Annotated in this window: 17 protein-coding genes, 1 tRNA gene and 1 pseudogene; 3 read left to right on the plus strand and 16 right to left on the minus strand. The window is 42.8% G+C overall.

The window, feature by feature from the left end; translation table 11 throughout:
- The first annotated feature begins 399 nt into the window (after positions 1–399).
- Positions 400–1,266 carry a peptidoglycan-binding protein gene (locus tag AC805_RS22680; RefSeq protein WP_055077512.1) on the plus strand — a complete coding sequence of 289 codons (867 nt, stop codon included), beginning with the start codon at positions 400–402 and terminating at the stop codon, positions 1,264–1,266.
- Positions 1,267–1,513: 247 nt separating this feature from the next.
- Entirely contained in the window at positions 1,514–2,293 is a 780-nt protein-coding gene (fetB, locus tag AC805_RS22685; RefSeq protein ID WP_055077513.1) for an ABC transporter permease, read from the plus strand.
- A 164-nt stretch (positions 2,294–2,457) separates the two neighbouring features.
- On the opposite strand, the gene AC805_RS22690 is transcribed toward fetB, so the two are convergent.
- The 16 genes and pseudogenes from AC805_RS22690 to AC805_RS22755 form a co-directional block, all read right to left on the minus strand.
- The gene (locus tag AC805_RS22690) at positions 2,458–3,006 is read right to left on the minus strand and encodes a hypothetical protein (protein ID WP_055077514.1); all 549 of its coding nucleotides are present in this window, start codon (positions 3,004–3,006) and stop codon (positions 2,458–2,460) included.
- Positions 3,007–3,169: 163 nt separating this feature from the next.
- A complete protein-coding gene (locus tag AC805_RS22695) occupies positions 3,170–3,598 on the minus strand; it encodes a hypothetical protein (protein WP_055077515.1) in 429 nt (142 codons plus the stop codon).
- A gap of 94 nt (positions 3,599–3,692) precedes the next feature.
- Positions 3,693–3,766: transfer RNA gene (locus tag AC805_RS22700), tRNA-Arg, on the minus strand.
- Positions 3,767–3,821: 55 nt separating this feature from the next.
- Positions 3,822–4,739, minus strand: a complete 918-nt coding sequence (locus AC805_RS22705) for an ABC transporter permease (RefSeq protein ID WP_055077516.1) — start codon at positions 4,737–4,739, stop codon at positions 3,822–3,824.
- A 237-nt stretch (positions 4,740–4,976) separates the two neighbouring features.
- Positions 4,977–5,948, minus strand: a complete 972-nt coding sequence (locus AC805_RS22710) for an HNH endonuclease (protein WP_055077517.1) — start codon at positions 5,946–5,948, stop codon at positions 4,977–4,979.
- Positions 5,945–6,403, minus strand: coding sequence for a DNA phosphorothioation-associated protein 4 (locus AC805_RS22715; protein WP_055077518.1), 459 nt, complete (start codon positions 6,401–6,403; stop codon positions 5,945–5,947). The genes AC805_RS22710 and AC805_RS22715 overlap by 4 nt, the downstream gene beginning before the upstream one ends.
- Positions 6,404–6,494: 91 nt before the next feature.
- Positions 6,495–6,854 (minus strand): hypothetical protein, encoded by a 360-nt coding sequence (locus tag AC805_RS22720; RefSeq protein ID WP_055077519.1) that lies wholly within the window; start codon positions 6,852–6,854, stop codon positions 6,495–6,497.
- Positions 6,854–7,024 (minus strand): annotated as a pseudogene (locus AC805_RS27535) (DUF5674 family protein); the annotation flags it as partial. The gene AC805_RS22720 and the pseudogene AC805_RS27535, both read right to left, overlap by 1 nt.
- Positions 7,025–7,148: 124 nt before the next feature.
- Complete coding sequence (locus AC805_RS22725; protein ID WP_055077520.1) at positions 7,149–7,802, minus strand: Uma2 family endonuclease; 654 nt, start codon at positions 7,800–7,802, stop codon at positions 7,149–7,151.
- On the minus strand, positions 7,795–9,870 hold the full coding sequence (locus AC805_RS22730) for an AAA family ATPase (protein ID WP_055077521.1): 2,076 nt from the start codon (positions 9,868–9,870) through the stop codon (positions 7,795–7,797). Before AC805_RS22730 ends, AC805_RS22725 begins: the two co-directional genes overlap by 8 nt.
- On the minus strand, positions 9,867–10,040 hold the full coding sequence (locus tag AC805_RS26585) for a hypothetical protein (RefSeq protein ID WP_009627112.1): 174 nt from the start codon (positions 10,038–10,040) through the stop codon (positions 9,867–9,869). The genes AC805_RS22730 and AC805_RS26585 overlap by 4 nt, the downstream gene beginning before the upstream one ends.
- A gap of 278 nt (positions 10,041–10,318) precedes the next feature.
- A complete protein-coding gene (locus AC805_RS27540) occupies positions 10,319–11,674 on the minus strand; it encodes a DNA phosphorothioation system restriction enzyme (protein WP_156341544.1) in 1,356 nt (451 codons plus the stop codon).
- 788 nt (positions 11,675–12,462) lie between these two features.
- Positions 12,463–15,555: an alpha-mannosidase gene (locus AC805_RS22740; RefSeq protein ID WP_055077522.1), complete on the minus strand. Its 3,093-nt coding sequence runs from the start codon at positions 15,553–15,555 to the stop codon at positions 12,463–12,465.
- A gap of 11 nt (positions 15,556–15,566) precedes the next feature.
- Positions 15,567–16,817 carry an NAD(P)/FAD-dependent oxidoreductase gene (locus AC805_RS22745; RefSeq protein WP_197278821.1) on the minus strand — a complete coding sequence of 417 codons (1,251 nt, stop codon included), beginning with the start codon at positions 16,815–16,817 and terminating at the stop codon, positions 15,567–15,569.
- Positions 16,818–16,943: 126 nt separating this feature from the next.
- Positions 16,944–17,378 (minus strand): hypothetical protein, encoded by a 435-nt coding sequence (locus tag AC805_RS25905; protein ID WP_156341543.1) that lies wholly within the window; start codon positions 17,376–17,378, stop codon positions 16,944–16,946.
- Positions 17,379–17,623: 245 nt separating this feature from the next.
- Positions 17,624–19,684 carry a M48 family metalloprotease gene (locus AC805_RS22755; RefSeq protein WP_055077524.1) on the minus strand — a complete coding sequence of 687 codons (2,061 nt, stop codon included), beginning with the start codon at positions 19,682–19,684 and terminating at the stop codon, positions 17,624–17,626.
- Between the two features lie 471 nt (positions 19,685–20,155).
- Here AC805_RS22755 and AC805_RS22760 point away from each other — a divergent pair, with 471 nt between their 5' ends.
- A complete protein-coding gene (locus AC805_RS22760) occupies positions 20,156–20,362 on the plus strand; it encodes a hypothetical protein (protein WP_009628793.1) in 207 nt (68 codons plus the stop codon).
- Positions 20,363–20,810: the final 448 nt, after the last annotated feature.

Consider the following 20,810-nt stretch of genomic DNA (forward strand, 5'->3'; position numbering starts at 1 on the left):
CAACACGATCTTGGGTTTTATGTCCTGATACAGTTGGCGGTAGCTATAATTCGGTTATAGAAACAAGCAATTTCTGACATTTACTTGTTTTTTCCTTACAATATAAGTACAGGTAAATATATCGTCTCTGTTAAGCATGTAGTTTAAGCCTGTAGTTTGAGTATGTATTTTTAAGACGGCAATTCATCGATCGCTTTGCGAAAGATGATTCCTCTCAAAAGCTGAAATTACATAAGTAGTTCAGCATAATTAACAACGAAAACTAGAGGGCATAACGCCCGCTTAGCGGTCGGTACGCTCTTCTAGATTTTAAGTTTACTTATGTTTAGCTGCTTACTTTACTGATGCTAAAGAGTCAATTGATAAGCCTAATGGCATTTTTTATTGAGGCTGAACTATATGGAACTTGTTGCTTATCTTCATGGTGAAATGCTTTGCGAACGCTTAGAGCAAGGCGAATCTATCGATCAGAATGTGGATTGTCAATTGTTGAACTCGATCGCTCAATCTTCACAGCAAGCTAAGTCGCTCCTCTGTGTAGGGCTAGCCGCAAGCGCGATCGCGATGAATATGCCTAGTGGTGCTTTTGCTTACCAGCCTGAGGTGGCAAACATTCAACAGTTACTAGCTAAGCGCGGCTTTAACCCAGGAGCGATCGATGGGGTAAAGGGACCTGCCACTACAGAAGCAATTGTTGCCGCACAAATATTTTATAAATTAGATGCCGATGGTGTCGCTGGCGCTCAGACCCTAGCCGCTTTGCAAGCAGATACCTACGAAGCTAATGCCGCGAATACGGTTACAACTACGCCAATTTCGGATGTGAAACCTGCGGTTGATAGTCCTGATAAATCCGACGCGATTAAAAATCTACAGCAGCTACTCAGCGATCGCGGGTTTTATGGTGGTGCGATCGATGGCATTAAAGGTCCAATGACCCAAGAAGCAGTTATTCTGGCTCAAAAGACCTATGGTCTAATTCCTGATGGCGTTGCGGGATCGCTTACCCTTGCTGCTCTAGAAGCGGGTAGTAATGTCGTACCTATTAGTTATAAAGACCCTGCTAGTCAGCCAACCGCTAGTAATTCCGATGATGTAATTAAGAAGGGACAAGTCCTATTAAGCAATCTCGGTCTGTATGACGGTGCGATTGATGGCATTCAGGGAGCCCAGACTACGGCGGCGATTAAAAAAGCGCAAGCCCTCTATGGATTACCTGTGGATGGTGTGCTTGGCGCTCAGACCTTAGCTGCTTTGCAATCCTAGGATATGTGGCGATCGCTTGATCGTATCTACATTCACTTGACTTACAGTGCTTTGCCCTCAAACCCAACCCAAGGAAATTTTTGAAAACGTTGCTTCGCAACACTTTCAAAAATTTCCTTGGGGTTCTTTTGATCGATAATTGATGGAGAACAAACCAAACCCCAAGAATGGACTGGCGGCGCTTCGCGCCGCCAGTCCATTCTTGGGGTTTATGTCCTAGTAAACTTGGCGACAGCTAGACTAACTTATGAATTCTGTTATCGATCTGAATATCCCCAAAATGTTGATCTCATTGGGGCTGGTTGCGATCGCCATTGGGTTTTCGATTTGGCAAAAGCTCGCGATCGAGCGCAGCCTATTAATTGCGACCTTTCGCAGTGTGATTCAGCTAATCGTCGTTGGTTTCTTGCTAGATACGGTGTTTGCCATTAAACAACCTGTCGCAATCATCTTCATTATTATCTTGATGAGTTTGATGGCAGCCCGTGAAGCTAAAAACCGCATCCGTGAAAAATTACCCTACGCTTTGCCGATTATGTGGGTTTCCGTAATCGTAGGAACGCTCACCATTCTTGCTTACACCACATTTTTAGTCGTCCAGCCCGATACTTGGTATGCACCACAATACTTGATCCCATTGGCAGGAATGATCTTGGGTAACTCCATGAATGGAGCCGCGATCTCAGCGGAGAGATTTACACAGGATCTAGTCAAGCGATCGCGAGAAATCGAGACGTATTTGTGTTTGGGTGCTACGCCGCAACAGGCGATCGCCAATTACCAAGCCGACGCAATCAGAGCGGCAATGATCCCCACGATTAACGTGATGATGGTGGCAGGCGTAGTGTCATTACCAGGAATGATGACGGGACAGATCTTAGGTGGTGTTTCTCCTTTATTGGCAGTGCGTTATCAATTAGTAATTTTATTTGCGATTACTACCGCTAATCTAATCACGGCTTTGATCTTAACTAATCTTGTGAGTCGGCAATTTTTTACACCTGCTCAACAATTGAAATTGCCGTAAAGGTATCTGAAAAAGCTATAACGCAAGCGCCGCTTGCATTATAGCTTTTGACTGTAGCTATAGATACTCAAAATAGACATAAAAACCAAGGATTAGACGTTGCGGCGCAAAGCGCCGCAACGTCTAATCCTTCACTGGCAATGGAGTAAGCCCTATTCAAAAAACTACTGGACGGCGATATTTGTTTGATTTAATTGCTTAAATTTCCGACGGACAAACCTCAGAAAAGTTAACCACTTCTGAGCGGGAGTGTCGTAAAAGGCAAAGATATCACCATAGGCAGCAAAGGCATTTTGATGATGTAACCAATGTCTTTCGGGAGTCGTAATGTAGAACCATTCACAAATGGATTTAATTGGTTCTGGAGTCTTCCACTCAAGGATGGACACATGTCGCCACACCACATGAAACTCGCCTAGCAATAGACCGATTACAGTGCCCACTGCCGATAACTGCCACAACCAAGGCGTAAAGATAAAGTAAGGAACTGCTCCTAAAATGCCATCAAGCAATACGAGAGGATTTCTGGTCAAAACTGCATAGTGAAGAAAGCTGCGGTTTTTGCCATGATGCACGATGGAATGAAACTTACCAAATACATGTTCGGGAACATGATAAAAAAACGTTGAAAAGAAGTCGCCTAGCAGAAGTAGCAATGTTGTTGCTGCGATCGCTTTAACCAATTCTAAAGTAACTTCTAAAATAACTTCCAAAGTAAACCCTCACAACTTGGATTAAGCCTAAGAGATGAAGTTAAAGTTGCGTTTATACCGAGGTTAAGAAAAGATTTGCGATGAGTAAATGTACTTGAAGTGCCCTTAAATCGTTAATTTATTCTTTAGCTAGTGGTGGGTTTGCTTAATAAAACTTAAGAATTTAAGGGTTGTCAGAAGCGGCTAGGCGATCGCTTAAAAAGCGATACCATCCAGCGGCAATATCAACATCTGTAAATCTGATGCTGGGCATTTCCCCCGTTTTTAGGAGTAACTCCACCGAGATTTGTTTGGCATTGATGGGGAATTCCGCATCTTTCTCATCAAAGAACTTGCTATCAATCCGAAATCGAATGCGGGCAATATCTTGAAAGGTGACCGTCTGAAGATGGCTAGGTTCTTTGCGAGTGGGCTTTCCCCATGTTAGGCGATCGCCCTTTTGACCTAAAACGGCATAGATGTCATATTTGTGGCGTTCAAATTGTTCCGCCCAACGTTTATAGGACTCAATTTTTTGGTATTCATTCCAGCCTGACCATGCTAGCCAAAAGAATATAGCTAACAGAGGCAACCACAATAATCCACGTTCCATAGATCAGAATTTACTCTATTAATCTTGCTTGATATCGCGCTAAAAGTCTTTACCGTTACGATCGCTTTAAAACACTTTTGAAACGCTATAGTTACGAGTATGGAGGGGCTCGAACCCCCGACCCTCAGAACCGGAATCTGATGCTCTATCCAACTGAGCTACATACCCAAACAGAACTTGATTATACCATAGGTTTATCCTTGGCAGGCACTTTATCGCAGCCCTAAGAATTAAAAGAAAATCGCCGTACAGCAAGCAAACTGCCTAATACACCGATCGTCGCGCCGAAAATTACTAATACTACGGGCAAGAGGAACTGTACCCGTAAATCTGTAGTTAAACCGAGCGTAAGGGATTTAATCAGTTCGGGTTGATTGACGATCGCCCCACCTAAAAGATTGAGGCTAAGCATCAGCATTACGTAAGCGGTAGCCGCACCCACGATCCCAAAAAATACACCTTGGAGTACAAACGGGAAGTAGATCCATGCTGCCGTTGCCCCGACTAATTGCATGACCTCAATTTCTCGCCGCCGCGCCAATACAATTAACCGAATCGTCGTGGTAATTACAGCGATCGCAATTACCGTAAAAATTGCCACAATTGCCACGCTGCTATTGCTCAAAGCGCGGCGCAGTTGCCCAATTCTTTCGACAACTTCGTTCGTATACCAAACCTCATTAATTCCCTTCAAACCAGAAATACGTTTAGCGACATCGGGCACGCGATCGCTAGAAGTAGCTCGCACCTTAAATTCGTCAACCAGAGGGTTGCCGCCCAGTTGTTGGGTTGCTTGGCTGAGATCGTTCTTGCCTAGATCCTTCATCAAATTTTGCCATGCGTCCTCCTTGGGGATGAGCTTAGCGGCGGCAACTCCATCCACCAAAAGCAAACGCGATTGCATCGACTCACCCACGGTATTCTCATCTAGATAGACCGAAATCTCTAGTTGACTGCCCAACTGTCCCAGCACATTTTCTAGCTGCCACGAAATCTGGAGGCTAGCTCCAAACAGGAACAACAACACCGCCACTGTGCTAATTGCGGCCCAGTTCATCCAGCCACCACGCCTTAACCCTAAAAAAGTCTCGCGCAGCAGATAGTCAATTTTAGTAAAGAAGCGAACAAGATCCTGCACCATTACCAATTACCAATTACCAATTAATTACTAAAACCTAATTCCCGCAACATAATTAAAATCTAAGGCTAAAACCTGAGGCGTACAAGCAGCTTGCGCTGCAGGTTTGAGGGTTTTATATTTAATTAAAACTTTTGCTGATAAAAAAAGTTCTACCAAGTTATCTAGCTTCGACTTCGCTCAGCTAACGTTGGCTGAGCGGAGTCGAAGCCACAGGTACTTTAATTAATAGCAAGTCCCTTAGTACTCTAAGAAGAGTTGATCGCCTTGATTAAAAACATTTTCTTGATGCCATCGTAAAGCTTCAATTCTTGGCAAATAGCTTTGTTGTGCTGGCAAAACGATATTCTGACCGTGAAAATCTCGCATTGTCTGGGCGTGGGGTGATTCTTCCCTAAGATCGTTAGAGACAACTATTCGATAGTCATCATCAACGGTAAACCAACCACGATCGAAAGCCCAGTGATGATTTTTGCAAAGGGAAAGCCCATTATCAAAGCGATCGTCTCGAAATTGGGAGAACGGCTTGATATGCGCTCCATCGACAATATGTTGGTTTAGTGAATTGAGAACCTGTAACTCACAAAATGCACATCGATATTCATAAGCAGAGACAACTATTCTACGGAAGGCGGCATCTCGCACAATTAATTTAGATTCATCTTCCACTTCATCAACTGAATAGACAGCCCCACCTCTTTCTCGTAAGCGATCTTGAAATTCTTGAAAGGAATTGATTTGAAAAAGTTGTTCAATTTGTGAAGATTTATCAGAAAACCAAGTATTTACAAGGATCTTAATCAAACTATCTCTTGAGGAAAGATTTTGAATCAAATCAAAAAGCTCATCGTCAAAGTAAGCATATTGCACTGCATCTCTCAGACCATTCAAAGTTTTGATTTTCACTTTGGAGTTAATTACAGGCTCAAATCCAGCCTTTGCTTTTAGATGCCAAAAGCCTTCACTTTGGAGATGAAAGAAGGGCTGCGCAATATCTGAACGATGGAATTCTGAACCCAAAAAACTCCAGTATTTGAGAAATGTGGCGATTAATTCAGGTGATAAAAATATTCGATTTTGTCTGATTATTCCCTGTTGGATCAGCGCGATTGCAGATAAAAGCAATATTGGCTTATGCGGTGCAATTCCCCGCACACGGTCTACACGCAACTTCGCAAACTTTTTGGAATAAAACAGTAAATCTTTGCTCATAGAAATCTACTCAAGTCAAAATCTTCTTGATTTCCTCTATCTTTTTCATCTAGAAGTAGTAATAAAATTGTATCTGTATAGTCCACACTTCCTTGTAAAGTGTTCTGTAAAACTTCCAGCCCTCCATTGGCATACTCTTCAAAAATTTGAACGCGAATATTTCCAGATTCTTCATCAAGAGCAAGACTTTTGGGATCTTTAGTATAGGCGATCGCAATTAAATTGATTACAGGCTCATAGCCTCTAGCTACAAACTGATCTTGAGGAATTGGATCGGGTTCCTTTCGGGATGTTTTGCCAAGAGGAAGCTTTTTTCCTCGTTTAGCTCCAAGCACAGCCGCAAAAGTCATCACATCAGCATAGGTCTGAAAGGGTGCAGTAGGATTTTCTGCGGATCTTAAAGACCTTACAAGTTCAGCTTTGTCTTCAGCTACATAGATTCTACGAATGCTCATTATTCGTCCCCAACTCCGCCTTGTCATTCGCGATCTTTACCCTTGCATCAGCCATGCTTACTTATTCCTCAATACCCAATCTAAAAACATCTTACACACAAGCGATCGACTCATTCACTTCAGTCACCATCAAACCAGCCATCATCAACAAGCGATCGCACTGATGAAGAGTATACAAAGCTAAAAGCGATCGTGTCTCCACAGGAAAAGCTTGCCACCAAGCCAATAACTCCCTATGCATAGTCGCCAAATCAATCAAAAACTCTTGGGGAACATTCGGCGCACACCAATCAATTGCCAAAGCCGCCTCACGCAAAGAAAGCTTAGTCAATTCATCATAAGCAGGTGAACCAGCATAACGAGAGATATTAGATAGTGTTGAAGCAATATTACCCAACTGTTGCTGCCAACTCAAGGTCTTAAATCTTTCGTAAAGACTATGACGTTCCATTACACCACCTCCAAAAGATAACGAACAATTTTTTCAATTCTGGACTTCAATTGCAAATCCCTAACTTCCATTGTGACATTTTGTTGACGAGGACGAATATTAATAATTGACTCAAACCCAACCTCTCTAGTTATCGGATACCAATCTGCACCCCAAATATTTTCCTGCTTGCTACTATTTCTTTGAGTTTTTCTGGATTAGTAGGCTCTCGAATAATGATCATAGAAATATTTGAGTTGTCTTTACTTTTTTAAGATTTAAATCCGTTCTGCCACCATTGTTAGCAGAACGGATTTAAATCTTAAAAGTTTGCAATAGCCATCTAGCGATCGCGCCATCATCTTCAGTTTGACTACGTTTAAGTGCCTCTTGTACCGTGATAACTTCCAAACCTTCTAAAACCTGCGATCGCGCAACTATGCCACTACGTCCATCAGCGATCGTAAAAGCAAACACCTCAGAAGTTTGAGCATTCACCACCCAATATTCCCTAACCCCTAAACGCTCATACAATAAGCGCTTATACCCTAAATCGTCTTGCAATGTTGTTGAAGAGATTTCCACAATGAGCGTTGGCAGATCAAACTTATTGAGATCCACAGGTGCATTGTTTCGAGGCGGCAAATTTAAATCATCCCCTAAATAAAATGCAATATCTGGCTGACATTCACTCTCGCCCTTTTTTCTAAAGCTACAATTAGTATATTCATAGATCCGAATATTTCTAATCGTCGCAAAGAGTCGCACCACATTGGAAACAATGGAATTTTCATGGGCGTGAATTGGACCAACTGGTGACATCTCAATCCTCATCTTGTGATTATCATAATAAAACCTGCCTTTTTCTAGACTAGGATCGTCCGCAAGCGCCATAAACTCGTCCCAAGTCGCCTTAACCCAGCGATCGCTGACAATCTCTGCTTTAGGATTCGTAACTGTATTAACCATGATTCACCTCCAAGCCTTCGGTATATTCATAATCATAGGCACTCTTTCGCACTAGCGGATAGCTGTTGCCATAGAGAATTATGTCATCGGTTTGCGTATCAGGTTTATTGGAATTAAAAACAAACACATATTCTTTACCCACACGAGGAATCATCTCTTCTTCAACCTCAATCCGCCACTGGGTTGGAGAAACCATCACTACAAGCTGATTTGCCAATTGCGGAATTAACCTCGCCACCTGCCGACGATAGATTTCATCCAGACTGCCAAAGGGCGAATCCATCACAATCGGGAAAGTACTGCTATCAGGTCCCATCACCAAACCAGACTTGCTCCATTCCCTCACGCGATCGATGATGCTCCCGATAAAAGATAAACTGAGTATTTGATTCTCGCCTGTCGAAGCACCCGACTGCACCTCTTGACCAGCCACAGTTTCTACTAAGCTCAATTCATACTTTTCACTCAGTCTTGGCGTTTGTGCTTTGAACGAGATCTGGCTAAAGATCTCACAAATTCGAGATTCCAATTGCTTGCGAAATAGCTCATTGCGATTAGTCTTTAACTCAATTAGTAAATCGATCGCCTGTTGCGCCGCATCAATACGTTTTTGGGCAAGCTTTTGTTTATCTTCATTTTGCTTACTGCTCCTAATTTGCTTCTGAAGAACTTCAATTTGCCCTTGATAATCCGTCCATTTCTGAAGTTTCCGCCCCCTCTCTAGATTTAAGTCCTCCACCTTGCGATCGATCTCATCAAGCCGAGATTGCATTTGTCGAATATCCTCAACTGGGCTCTTGCGTAGCTGTTCGCTGATTGATTCTAAGTCTAATTCAAGTCGCGAAAGAGTGCTTTTAATATGACTGATACTTGCTTGCTTCGCATCAATGCTCTGCCAAAAATCTGCGGCTTGTTTCTCGACCTCATCGACAAAACCTTCTAATTTGAGGGTTGCGGTTTCTACATCTGCTAACCCAGCTTTTTCCAGCCAAGCCCTGACTTGTTCGTAATTGGGAGAACCATCATGCAAAGCCGCACCGCAGATACATTTGCGTCTTTCCAACAGATCTATCACAAAGGTCTGTTTGATATCCGCAGGCAGTTCGCCGCGCTCGTGGAGTCCACCAACCAGTTCCCGAAAATTAGCGATCGCCTGAGGCAAGAAGACACTATAACCCTGCTTAGAAATCGCCTCCTTAAGTTCATTTTTTAAACTCCGCAAACTACTACGGGTTTCTTGCTCTTGCAACTCAAGATTCTCACGCCGTTTTTGGATTTCATCAATACCCCCTAATTCTGTCAAGCGTTGATTGCAAGATGCTTTTAGTTGATTTTGAGCTTCAACTTCCTGCTCAATTTCTTTAATTCTCAATTCACATTCAGTACTATCACTCTCGATCTTTTGTTTTTGAGAAATCAAGGTTTTAGTTTGGGCATCACCAATGCTCTTAAGTTCATCCTCAAGGGATTTTCTAGCTTCCTTAAGATGTTTAATCGCATTGTCTAAAACCTGCACCCCCAAAAGTTTTTTGGTTGCTTCCGCAACCTCATTGCGGTTATCCGATCGCACAATCTGCTCGATCCGCTCACCATCAAAAAAGAAGTATTGATGTAAACTCTTCGGTAAAATACCATTGATCACCGCTTCAGGATGATTTTGAATAACCCATTTCCCATCATCCCCCGCTACCTGTAAAAACAACTCACTTTTGTTGTATTGAATGTTTTTATCGCTATTATTCGCGAGCTTATAGGCACGGGTTAGCCGCTTCACTCGATAGCGCTTCCCATCGTGTTCAAATAAAACCTCAGCCCAGCATTCCACTGGCTGATTTAATTGTGATTCGGCGATCGCTTGACGATTGACAAGCTGCTCTGGATCGCCAAAGGCTGAGGTAAACTTTTCGTATAGTACCCATGTAAAAGCATTGAGTAAAGAGGTCTTGCCAGTGCCATTGTTGCCATGCAAGATCGTAATATTGCGCTCGTCCAGTTTTGCCAATACGATCTCAGGCGTTTGTTGATAAAAACAGCGAAAATTAAACAGCTTGATAGAGATCAGCTTCATTGCACAGCTTCCTTAACAATTTTGAGAATATCTTCATTGATCCGCCCCAATTCATTCTTATCGAGCCGATCTTTTTCTATTTTGATGACTTGAGTAACAATTCGCTGGATTTCAGGTGGAGCGTTTTTAAATGGCTCGTCGATGTTACTTAGACTTTGGATTTTGCTCATGGACTATCACCCCATACATTTATTGATTTTATCTTAAATATCTCTTAGATTCGCCAGATCTCTGATTTTTTCTTTAAGCTCAATTCACGAAAGTGTGACAACACTTTTGTGAATTAAAAACTAAACCTAGTGAGGGGTTGCAAGTTAAGAAATGGCTACGCCATTTCTTAACTTGGTATAAGCCCTAGATAGTAGCAGCGCAAAGCGTCAACATAGAATCCAAAATATGAGTGACGGCGTGAAGCGCCGTCACTCATATTTTGGATTCTATGTCCTAGCTATAAATCCATTAACCCATAGCGTTGTTGCAAGTCCAGTAATTTTAATCTTGCCTCCCCACCGTTATCCGCCAGATTGGCAAATTCGATAAAACGGAGTAGCTCCTTTTTGAGTAAATTTCGCTCCACATCCAAAGTCTCACGCCCCAAATCAGGCGGCAATACAATCATGTCAAATAAAGTAGCCCGCTTTTTATCAGGATACGATCGCAAAATCCTACCCCGACGCTGAATAAATTGACGGGGGTTACTACTGCTCGCTAGCATAATTGCCGTTTGGATTGCAGGAATATCGACACCTTCATCTAAACAGCGAATCGCTACCAGACCCTGTAATTCACCAGTTTCAAACCACAACCTCAAATTTTCGCGCTCATCCAGAGATGTCTCGGCTGTATAGGTGTTTACGCGATATCCCAATTCTGAGCCTAATAAATGTGCCACCGCATCTAGTTGGCGATTACTCTCAGTTGTCACCTCATCCTCGACTGAGCCATCACCACAATAAATCAAGGTATGGGTTGTATCCAGACGTTGTTGCATCAATTCTCGTAAAGCGACTAACTTGTTAGCAGCAGATCCCAATAGCCTCGCCCGTTGCATTAATAAAGCCGCAACCATCTCGTTATCGGCGCGATCGCCATCAAAAGCAATCGCCCTACCAATCTTTTTCGTCAGGTCAGCATATTTATCAGTCTCAGAATCCGTCAGTTCTACCAAAATCGGATAGTAGAGATAATGCACGAGCGCTCCTACTTTGATGGCATCTGCCAGCGTAAATTCTGGCTGAATGACGGCACCAAAATACGCAAATATGGCTTCTGTTCCATCCTCATCAAAATAGCGTTCTGGAGTTGCTGATAAAGCTAACCTTAATCCCACATTACGTGGCAAACTCTCCACTAAACGTTTTGCACCTAAGTTATGAGCCTCGTCTCCAATAATTAAAGTTTTCTCAGGAAGATATCGCAACTGTGACTGTAATCCCTGACCAATCAATGTCGCATTTGTAGTGATTATGGTCAAAAATTTCTGATTGCCCGATCGCACGTTATAAAGTTGGTTTGATAAGCGATCTTGCCAGTTATGAACATTTTCAAAAGCAAGGATTGGCTCCAGCCCAAACTTTTGACATTCCCTTGACCATTGGATTACCAGATGGCGATAGGGACAAACGATCAGTAAAACCTGCAAACCAATCTTTTGATAAAGTTCAGTAGCGATCGCTAGGGCTGTAATCGTCTTACCGCTTCCCGTTGCCATTTTCAACGTGCCGCGCCCATTATTCTTAAACCAGTTGGCGATCGCCTGTTTTTGATATTCCCGCAGTTCTAGATTAGAAGGTAATACTGGCATACCAAGATCTCGATTTATGGCTATGGACTGGTATTCTTGTCTGGTTTCGGACATTACAGCATTTCTTTTGATAATTTTATCCATAGAAAATTTGTCAGGACGCAAACGTAATAGCGATCGTTTAGCCGCTTCAGGAAAATCAAGAATATCCAGCAGTGGAGTTTGGTTTTCCCATAACCGTCGAAAGTTTTCCGCCTTACTGAGCGTCCTTTCTCTCACGCCCGACTCCCAAGAGCAAAATACATCAATACATTCAAAATTGTCGATCAAGGCGCTAGAACTCTCATTAGCTGAACCTGTAAAGGCAACAAGATTACCTACTTCATCAGAGAAAATCCCTAATTTCTCATGATAGATGCCCTGATGATTGCGAATGTCCTTGCAAACCGCTAGCTTAATTTCTAATATGTTTTTGCTTACAAGCCAAGCGAGGCAAGCCAGACGATCTTGGAGAACTTCTTCAAATTCTCGATCTAGTTCTCTTAGAATGCTTTGAGTAATTACTTCTTCCCTTTGTTTCAGACCTAAAGCGATCGCCTCAGCATCTTGTTCTGATAAACATGGTGAGGCGATCAAGCGCATCATACCGCCAGAATGCAACAATGACATTAAACCTTTTGCCATTGTTGCCATTGAGGTACTAGAAAAAAATCCCACTGCTCGGCTATAGAAAATAGAATTCTCTAAACAAGGAATGTAGAAATCTTGAACTAAATCACAGCGATCGCTACGATACTCACTTTGAAGATTTAGATCGCTTAGCACAATTTTTGCTCTCCTAATAACTATTATATCAATTCAAAAAATGGCGTTGCCATTTTTTGAATTTCACAATTGCTAACGGTTATATATAGAGTCTTGATTTCGTAGGGTTGAAATGCAACTTTCCAGAAATTAGCCTTACCTTCATCTGGAGAAAGACGCTGACCTTTGGTTTCCATAAGATCGCATTCCCAAATATGTTCGATGGGCAATAGATTAGATAGAATTTCCATATCCGTTTCCGTTGGCTGACCGTGGGTTTCATAAAAACGCATAATCCAGCCCGAACGATCCTGCGATCGCTTAAAGGCTGAGAGAACAATATTTGGTGCATCGACTTGTAAAAAGCTTTGTTGTATCGGGGTATTTGAGGAGACGGCATTGTGAAAAGCCTTATGGTGTAAAACAATGGGATTATTTAACTCCTGCGCGAGGCGAACAATTTTGGCTTCGCGCCAACTGCCTTGATGGGGGACTAACCGATAGGTAAATTCATGAAGCCCGCGATCGCTATTGGGCGATGGCCAGTGTGGACTCCGCAGTAAGGTCAATCGCAAACAGTCTGGTTTTGCATCATAGCCATATTTGCAATCATTAAGAACCGCTAGCCCCACCTGTTCGCCAGCAATATCCGCCCAATATTGAGCGGGAACTTCCCATTTGGCTTTAGCCTCAGCCGTTTCTCCTAAGGTGCTGCGCTCGATCGTTCCCATAGGGATTTCGTAGGTGACGTGGGGCGATCGCCACAGAACGGGAAAGGCAATCTTAACTAGAATCTGTTCCTCTTGCCAATCAACCCGATTCTTTACGGTAATAAAGGACTCAAAGGCGGTCAACTGGATTTCTTGGAGGAATTTGGAACTACGGAATTTACGAACGATGCGTAATGAAATGCATAAACTACCATTTTCGATAACTTCTATCGATTCCAGAGTGTCTGTCTCCATGCTTTTACTCTCATAAGCAGGATCGATATTCCAAGCATCCCAATATTGTCCTTTGTCTTCAAAAAACTGCAACTCACTTGCCGATCGCAATATAAATTGCTGCGATCGCTGATCGTAGATTTGTGCGATCGCGCCAGTTTTCCGCGAGATTTCCACTTGTAGGTATTTATTTGCTAGATAAATTTTCTCACTGTCGGAGTTAAGGCTTAACGGATTTTCTGTCTCGATAAGCCCCGTAGTATCAACTTCCACAAAACCAAAACTAGGAATATTCGCCAACCAACAGAGGGAATTATCTTGCTTTCTAATTAGTTCCGATCGCTCCCAATTCAAGAAATTCCATGCCTTTAAATTAGCGCTTTCTGAGATTTGGGAATCCAGAAGGCGATCGCAGATTTCCCTGACCTCCGCCCAAGTGCGATCGGCATCGACAAAAACTTCGGGAATTGATGTTCCTGGCAAAATGTCATGAAATTGGTTGAGTAACAGCCCCTGCCATGCTGATTCTAATTCGGCTTGGGGATAGGGAATGTTTTCGCTCAAATGAGCGATCGCTCTGTATTTTTCAACATTACCTAAAAGTACTTCCACTTGCCGATTTTGCCGCTTCTGCTCGGCTTTAGTCGTGAAAGTACCCCGATGAAATTCTAGATAAAGCTCATCTTGCCAAATGGGTAAATCTACATTTTTTGCCTTCAGCCCTAACAGGAAACCTTCTAAAGTTCCCGACTGCATCTCAAAAAAGATGGGTGCATCTGACCACTTTCGACCCATATCGAGCATATCAGCCGTTGGTCCTCCCCCATGATCGCCTACCCCATAAAGCCATACCGTTTCGTTTATACTATGCTTGACTTCTTGATTGGCAAGATATTTAGCGATCGCTACAGGCTCTAATCCTTGACCGATCTCATTACTAAAGTAGGTAAAAATGCGACTGCCATCTAAGCCCTCCCACCAGAAGATTTGATGCGGAAATTTGTTGGTATCGTTCCATAATAACTTTTGAGTAACAAATGCTTCAAAACCACTTTTTAATAGGATTTGGGGCATTTGCCAATGAAAGCCAAAGGTGTCAGGTAACCAAGCGATTTTGACTGTACGATTAAACTTTTTGCGGAAGTATTCCTGACCGTAGAGAATTTGCCGAATCAATGATTCGCCACTGGGCAAATTACCATCTGGTTCCACCCACATCCCGCCCATCAGTTCCCATTTTCCTGCGGTCACAGCGGCTTGGATATTAGCAAAGAGTGAGGGATATTCTTGCTCCATCCATTGATAGGATAGGGCGGTACTCTGATTGAAGATCAGTTCTGGATAATGCGCCTGCAAATTGAGTGCTGAAGTAAACGTGCGTTGCATCGCTTTTTTAGTTTCTGCGATTGCCCATAACCAAGCCACATCGATATGAGAATTGCCCAATATATAAATTTGGCGTTGTTTCAGAAATTCCCCGTACTGTAAAAGCGGTTTGCGAATATCTGCTAGTTGCTCAAAGAATTTATCGTCGAAATTATGATTAAAAATATCATTGGAATTATCGGTATGATTATCAGCAATCGTTTTAGAGCCTAACAAATCCTTTAATTGATTTGCCGCAGTTTCTAGGGGCTGCAAATCAATTTTCTGTTTAGTAAAAATGGGAATATAGGTTTGGAGAATCTCTAGTTCAGTGGCAAACTGTTCAGGATCGCAAGGTTTATGGGGATATTCAAAAATCAATTCCGAAAGTTGTAAAGCCCCAATATCATGCTGGGGACTATTCATCTTTATTTCCAAAATAAACTCATGGTTTGGTTTTGCCCCATCGGTTAATAAAATTCGGCATTTCTGATCGAACAAATCGCCTTCTTGGACTTTATGACCATTAATCCATATTTCACAAATATCTGCCCACCAAATCAAGCTGAGGCGGACTGCTCCCTTCATGGGTATTGCTGCATGGGTTTCGGGAACCTGCCAAACCTGCCTTAAATGAATGTTTTCTTCCCCTTGTAAAAAAGATAACATTGGTTTATTTTGTTTGGAATTTACAGTTGCTACATCTTCCCAAATTCCTTTTGCGTTCTGTCTTTGCCAATTATTGAGAATCGATAAATGCGATCGCAATTTTAAAGCTCCTACAATTTCCGTCAGATTTGCCATCAAATTTTCTAATGAACCAATCATTTCCCTAACTCCTAAGCGATGATTCCTTGAGCTGCAATCCAAGCCGTAGTCCAAGCATTTTGAAAATTAAAGCCCCCCGTCACACCATCAATATCGAGAATTTCTCCTGCAAAAAATAAGCCTTGACAGATCTTGCTTTCCATAGTCTGAAAATTGACATCCTGTAGGCGAATACCACCGCAGGTAACAAACTCTTCCTTAAAGGCTCCTTTGCCTGCGATCGCATATTCGCTTGCTGTTAGTACATTCACAATTTGTTGAATGGACTTATGGGAAATATCTGCCCAACGCTTTTCCAATTCTACTTCAGCTTTATCGAGTAAATATTCCCATAGTCTTAAAGAGACATCAACAGGACAATAATTAGAAATAAACTTTTTCGGCTGTTCCGTTTTCGCATTCAAGAGCATTTGTTTTACCTCTTCTGCTTTCAGGTTGGGAAGCCAATTAATAGCTAACTTTGCTTGATATTTGCAGTCATGCAACTCTCTTGCCGCCCAAGCTGATAATTTTAATACGGCTGGACCGCTCACGCCCCAATGGGTGATCAGTAAAGCCCCCGATTGTTCTAGATTGCGAGCGGATTTTTTCTTGTCAGTGCTTAAAGAAGGAATTAAAAGTTTCACTTGGGCGGGATTTACGCTTACTCCTGCTAATTCATTTAATTTGGGATCTTTGATATTAAATGTAAAGAGGGAAGGAACGGGAGATTCTAGTTCATGTCCTAAAGATCGCGCGATCGCGTAACCAGAGGGGCTGCTACCTGTGGCTAATAATAGGCGATCGCAAACCAGAGGTTCGCCATTCTTGAGGATGACTTCAAATTTACTGCTCCCGAATCGCTCGATCTTCTGTACTAAAACGTTATTGCGCAGGAAAACTCCAGCTTTTTTAGCAGCAAACATGAGTGCCTCCACAATCGTTTCCGAATCATCGGTAATGGGAAACATTCTGCCATCAGATTCAGTTTTGAGCTTGACTCCTTCTCCATTGAACCATCGCACCACATCAAGGGGCTGAAAGCGCGAAAATGCTCCTCTTAAGGCTTTTCCCCCTCTGGGATAGTTCTGCACTAATTGCGAAGGCTCAAAACAGTGGTGAGTAACATTGCAACGACCACCACCAGAGATTCTTACCTTTGCTAAAGGTTGCCGTCCTGCTTCGAGGAGAATAACTTGAGTATGGGCAGCCTGCGCCGCATGGATCGCACTAAAAAATCCTGCCGCTCCACCCCCAATAACTACAACTTCTGTAATTGCCATGTTGTTTGTTTGGATTATTTTGGGATTATTTTGGGATTATTTTGGGGATTTCTTGCTTAAATCCCAGCAATTATCGATACAAAAGAACCATAAGGAAATTCTTGAAAGTGTTGCAAAGCAACGCTTTTAAGAATTTCCTTGGTTTGGATTTGAGCGCAATGCGCTGTAAATGCCAAAGTTTGTGTCCCTCGCTGAGTTTTGACTAACCTTGGAGCGGCAGGATTGAAAAATATCGATTACCTCTTTGGGGACTTGTTTAGTTTCTCTAGCTGCCGTATCGATTTTGAGGAATTCAGCAAAGGTATATTGCGATCGCAACTTATCTAAACTGCAAGTACAAAACTCTTTACTGTTAGTAAATCCGCAACCTTTCATAAAAGTCCTAACCACTTCCTGCGGGTACTCGTTTGCTGGCTTAACAGGTTCTGGCTTAACAGGGTCTTGACTAGCAGGCGTTCCCTCTGCATGGGCAATAGTAACGCCGCTCACGCCACTAGCGATTAGTAAAAACGCACCTATAAAAACGTACCGAGAGAAAGCAGTCAATGGCAATATATACATGGAACTAAATGGAACTAAATGGAACTAAGTGGAACTATTTGTGGGAGTTAAGTAGCTAATCAAAACCTAGACGATCGTACCGCCCACATAGCAGGCGGTACGATCTCTGATTTTAAGTTTTAATTATGCCAAACTACTTAGACCACTATAGCAATCCTCTCTGGTTTTGGGAAAGATTGCGATATACCAATACTCTCAAAGGATAAGGGTCGATACTTCGCGCCGATCCTCGTCCTTTGAGGATTTTAAAATAGGCGCGAAGTCAGGAGCAAAAGCGATAAACCCAATAACACGAGAATAGAACTACAAATATTGTTCCAAAACTGATGGTAGCTGGTGAGAGATGCACGTTGCTTGGGGCGATCCTCCATAATGGGCTGCAATGTCGATAAATCAATAATTGGGAATTTGCCGCGTCGGAACCATCCCGTGGCAATTACCGAGCGATCGCATAGCATTTCTAGATTTTTAATGGTCATGGAAGGATCGATAATCCATTGACGGAAACTGGGAATATAGTTCAGAAAAGCGACTCCGCCTTGATCTTCCAAACGCATAGCATAACCCAAATAAAATTCATCCGTGCCATAGCCCAGCAACTCTCCTGGAATTTGTACGGGAGTGCCTTGGACGTAGCTCGCGTAGGGATCGATCAGTAAACTCACCAAATCCGTATCCTCCACCCGTCGGAAATCTGGATAGCGCAAACTACCTTGGAGCATAAATCCTAGTCCCAAACCGATCATCAAAAAGCTGAGTAATAACCATCGGTTAAACAGTCGTGATAGCAACATAGCCGCCACGATCGCAATTACGACCCCGACAACGGGAGAAATTTGAATGAATAAATCTCGCCAAAAATTTTGATATAGGCGCTTCTTATTGAGTTTCTTTTCTTCCTTTAATAGCTCTGCAAAATCATATTCAGTTAAGAGCCCTAGTTGTTTGGAATATCCTGCTAAAAACTTGAGGCGCTTTCCTACTAAAGGATGGGTGGAATGAATCTCCAACCATCGCCGCCAAGGATTAAAAAGTTCCCAAAGAAACACACGATAGGGATCTTGTTCGGATAGACCTTCATGGGCAATTTCCATCGCTAAACCGATGGCGGTCATCGTTTGGCGATCGCAAACACCTAGGGTTCTTGTTGATTCTAGTAGACGATTGGTCGGGATGGCGGGCTGGTTGTAAGGTAACATTTGCCTTGCCATTTTGGGGAGTGCGCGGGCGAGAGCGTTGGGATTGCCCGTCACCTCAGACGCAAAGCGATCGCTGACAATGGTACTAGCATGGGAAACCCAAATCAGCAGGTAATTACTGAGGGAATAGAGAACATTGGCAATGGCGGCGGCGACTTGCCAGATTTGCTTTGCACTTTTAGCTTGGTAACTACGTCGGCTCAGTAGCACATAGATAAAATAGAGAACTTGTACAGGAGCAGAAATAAAAGTCAAAGTTGCAAAACTCTTATTCCGAATTCGTCCTAGCTGATATGCGTAGACGGCTGCAATTTCGTCATCATCTAGACATTCAAATAAGCCGCGACTGACTACAATTCTGGTTGAATTGGAGATTACCCCGTAGATAAAAGCTACGGGCGCGTCATCTTCAATCCATCCTAATCGCGGCACAAAAATATTGTACTTTTCACAGAAGTTCTCAATAATCTCTACGGCTTCAGGGCTTTTCTCATCCAAATCCGCAAGGGTAATCCATTGAATGCGATGGTATTGCTTTTGGGTAATATCAATAATCCAAGGCGACATGAAAAATAGCAAAATGCTAAAGATGAAAGAAACCACTGAGATAACGATCAGCCATTCAAAGGTAAAAATCGGTGTAAAAATTAGAGAAATGCCATAACCCAGTAAAAATTGCAATCCGATAAAGGCTAAGACCGTCAGGATGAGTGAGGCAATGAGAAAATAGATGTAGCGAGACGGAAGGGATAGGGTAACGTCTTTTTTGCGATAGCGGCGGGGATCGGACTTAATTACAGAGGCAACATCTTCATTACGCTTGATACGGTTATCGGCAGGTGCATCGAGGACTGCTCTTAGTGTCGTTAGTGATTTTTGCGCCCATTTCTGTAACTGCGGATCGGCATAAGCTTCTAATTGTTCGCAAATGGCGATCGCTTTGTCAGCACGACCTGTTTTCTTGTAGGCAGAAACTAGCCAAATCTGCGCTTGGATATAGTTTTTAGAGGTCAAGTCGGTACTCTCTTGACTATATTCGGTCAAAATAGCGATCGCCTCGGTATAATGCTTTCGCAATAAAGCCTCTTTGCCAGCTTTTAGTGACATGGTTTCGCCTCAATCTCGCTACGTTAAAACTTATGTTGATTTGATATGTCTTTTGATACTTCCCATACCCCATCATTTTAACGTCAGTTCGGCAAAAGCCCAAAAGCCTAGCGATCGCCTTTAGTCTTGCGGATAAAAAATGTCCCGCTCAGCCAATGTTAGCTTCGACTCCGCTCAGCTAACGTTGGCTGAGCGGAGTCGAAGCCCCAGTTATAGCTCTCGCCAAGTTTACTAAGACATAAACCGCAAGAATTGAATGGCGGCGCGAAGCGCCGCCATTCAATTAGCATATTTCAGCCTACAGACATAGGTGCATATGAAATAGATGCATATACACCAACTCGGTACTTATAGCTATACTAAAAGTAGCAGTGTTTACAGAATTTAATATTGGGATCGCCCAAATTGTGATGAACAACTGGTAGCTCATGCCAATGTTGCAAGTTTTGGTTAACACAACTGGAGGAGACTATGGCTAATATTCCCACTGGCGGTCAAATGCTTTGGAAGCTTGAAGATGGAGAACGAGTCTTGCATTTACGCCACAATGCTACGGAACAATGGCGACATTACGAAGAATTTCCCGAATATGCGATGCAAGATCCCCTAGGTTTTTCTAAGGGTATTACGACCTTTGTGACCTTATTAAAAAAAGATTGGATTGCCATCAAGTCTTAAATCTCGCTTGTCCTTAGCAAAGTAGGGTTTGCTTAGGACAAAGATTAGCGGCGGCGCTTTGCGCCGCCACTAAGGGACTTGCGATTTAATGAAGTACCAAATATAAAACCAGAATCGGTGGCACGGCGGAGCCGCGCCACCGATTCTAGCAAATCTGGATTGGTATCTTATTCTCTCGCAAGTCCCTAATCTTTGGGGTTTTTCTTAAAAGTGAGTCAACACCTCAATAAATTGGTATAGCGATCGCCAAATGTACTAGGACATAAACCCCAAGAATTGAATGGTGGCGCGAAGCGCCGCCATTCAATTCTTGGGGTTTGATTTGTCCTAATTCAAGTGACTGTAGCTATATTTAGTTAGAAAAAATCAAATCCGAAAAGGGGAGTGGTGGCACTTTGCTACCACTCCCCTTTTCGGATATTTCAATTATGCCAGTCGTGCCATTCAA

Origin of the sequence: Pseudanabaena sp. 'Roaring Creek', from assembly GCF_001402795.1 — a bacterium.
Classification (GTDB): domain Bacteria; phylum Cyanobacteriota; class Cyanobacteriia; order Pseudanabaenales; family Pseudanabaenaceae; genus Pseudanabaena.

Excerpts from the sequence above, each read along its gene's own strand:
- AC805_RS27540 (WP_156341544.1), bottom strand. The coding sequence starts at position 11,674 with ATGCCAGTATTACCTTCTAATCTAGAACTGCGGGAATATCAAAAACAG.
- AC805_RS22705 (WP_055077516.1), bottom strand. The coding sequence starts at position 4,739 with ATGGTGCAGGATCTTGTTCGCTTCTTTACTAAAATTGACTATCTGCTG.
- AC805_RS22725 (WP_055077520.1), bottom strand. The coding sequence starts at position 7,802 with ATGGTTAATACAGTTACGAATCCTAAAGCAGAGATTGTCAGCGATCGC.
- AC805_RS26585 (WP_009627112.1), bottom strand. The coding sequence starts at position 10,040 with ATGAGCAAAATCCAAAGTCTAAGTAACATCGACGAGCCATTTAAAAAC.
- AC805_RS22755 (WP_055077524.1), bottom strand. The coding sequence starts at position 19,684 with ATGTCACTAAAAGCTGGCAAAGAGGCTTTATTGCGAAAGCATTATACC.
- AC805_RS22730 (WP_055077521.1), bottom strand. The coding sequence starts at position 9,870 with ATGAAGCTGATCTCTATCAAGCTGTTTAATTTTCGCTGTTTTTATCAA.
- AC805_RS25905 (WP_156341543.1), bottom strand. The coding sequence starts at position 17,378 with ATGTATATATTGCCATTGACTGCTTTCTCTCGGTACGTTTTTATAGGT.
- AC805_RS22710 (WP_055077517.1), bottom strand. The coding sequence starts at position 5,948 with ATGAGCAAAGATTTACTGTTTTATTCCAAAAAGTTTGCGAAGTTGCGT.
- AC805_RS22745 (WP_197278821.1), bottom strand. The coding sequence starts at position 16,817 with ATGGCAATTACAGAAGTTGTAGTTATTGGGGGTGGAGCGGCAGGATTT.
- AC805_RS22740 (WP_055077522.1), bottom strand. The coding sequence starts at position 15,555 with ATGATTGGTTCATTAGAAAATTTGATGGCAAATCTGACGGAAATTGTA.
- fetB (WP_055077513.1), top strand. The coding sequence starts at position 1,514 with ATGAATTCTGTTATCGATCTGAATATCCCCAAAATGTTGATCTCATTG.
- AC805_RS22760 (WP_009628793.1), top strand. The coding sequence starts at position 20,156 with ATGGCTAATATTCCCACTGGCGGTCAAATGCTTTGGAAGCTTGAAGAT.
- AC805_RS22680 (WP_055077512.1), top strand. The coding sequence starts at position 400 with ATGGAACTTGTTGCTTATCTTCATGGTGAAATGCTTTGCGAACGCTTA.
- AC805_RS22695 (WP_055077515.1), bottom strand. The coding sequence starts at position 3,598 with ATGGAACGTGGATTATTGTGGTTGCCTCTGTTAGCTATATTCTTTTGG.
- AC805_RS22720 (WP_055077519.1), bottom strand. The coding sequence starts at position 6,854 with ATGGAACGTCATAGTCTTTACGAAAGATTTAAGACCTTGAGTTGGCAG.
- AC805_RS22715 (WP_055077518.1), bottom strand. The coding sequence starts at position 6,403 with ATGAGCATTCGTAGAATCTATGTAGCTGAAGACAAAGCTGAACTTGTA.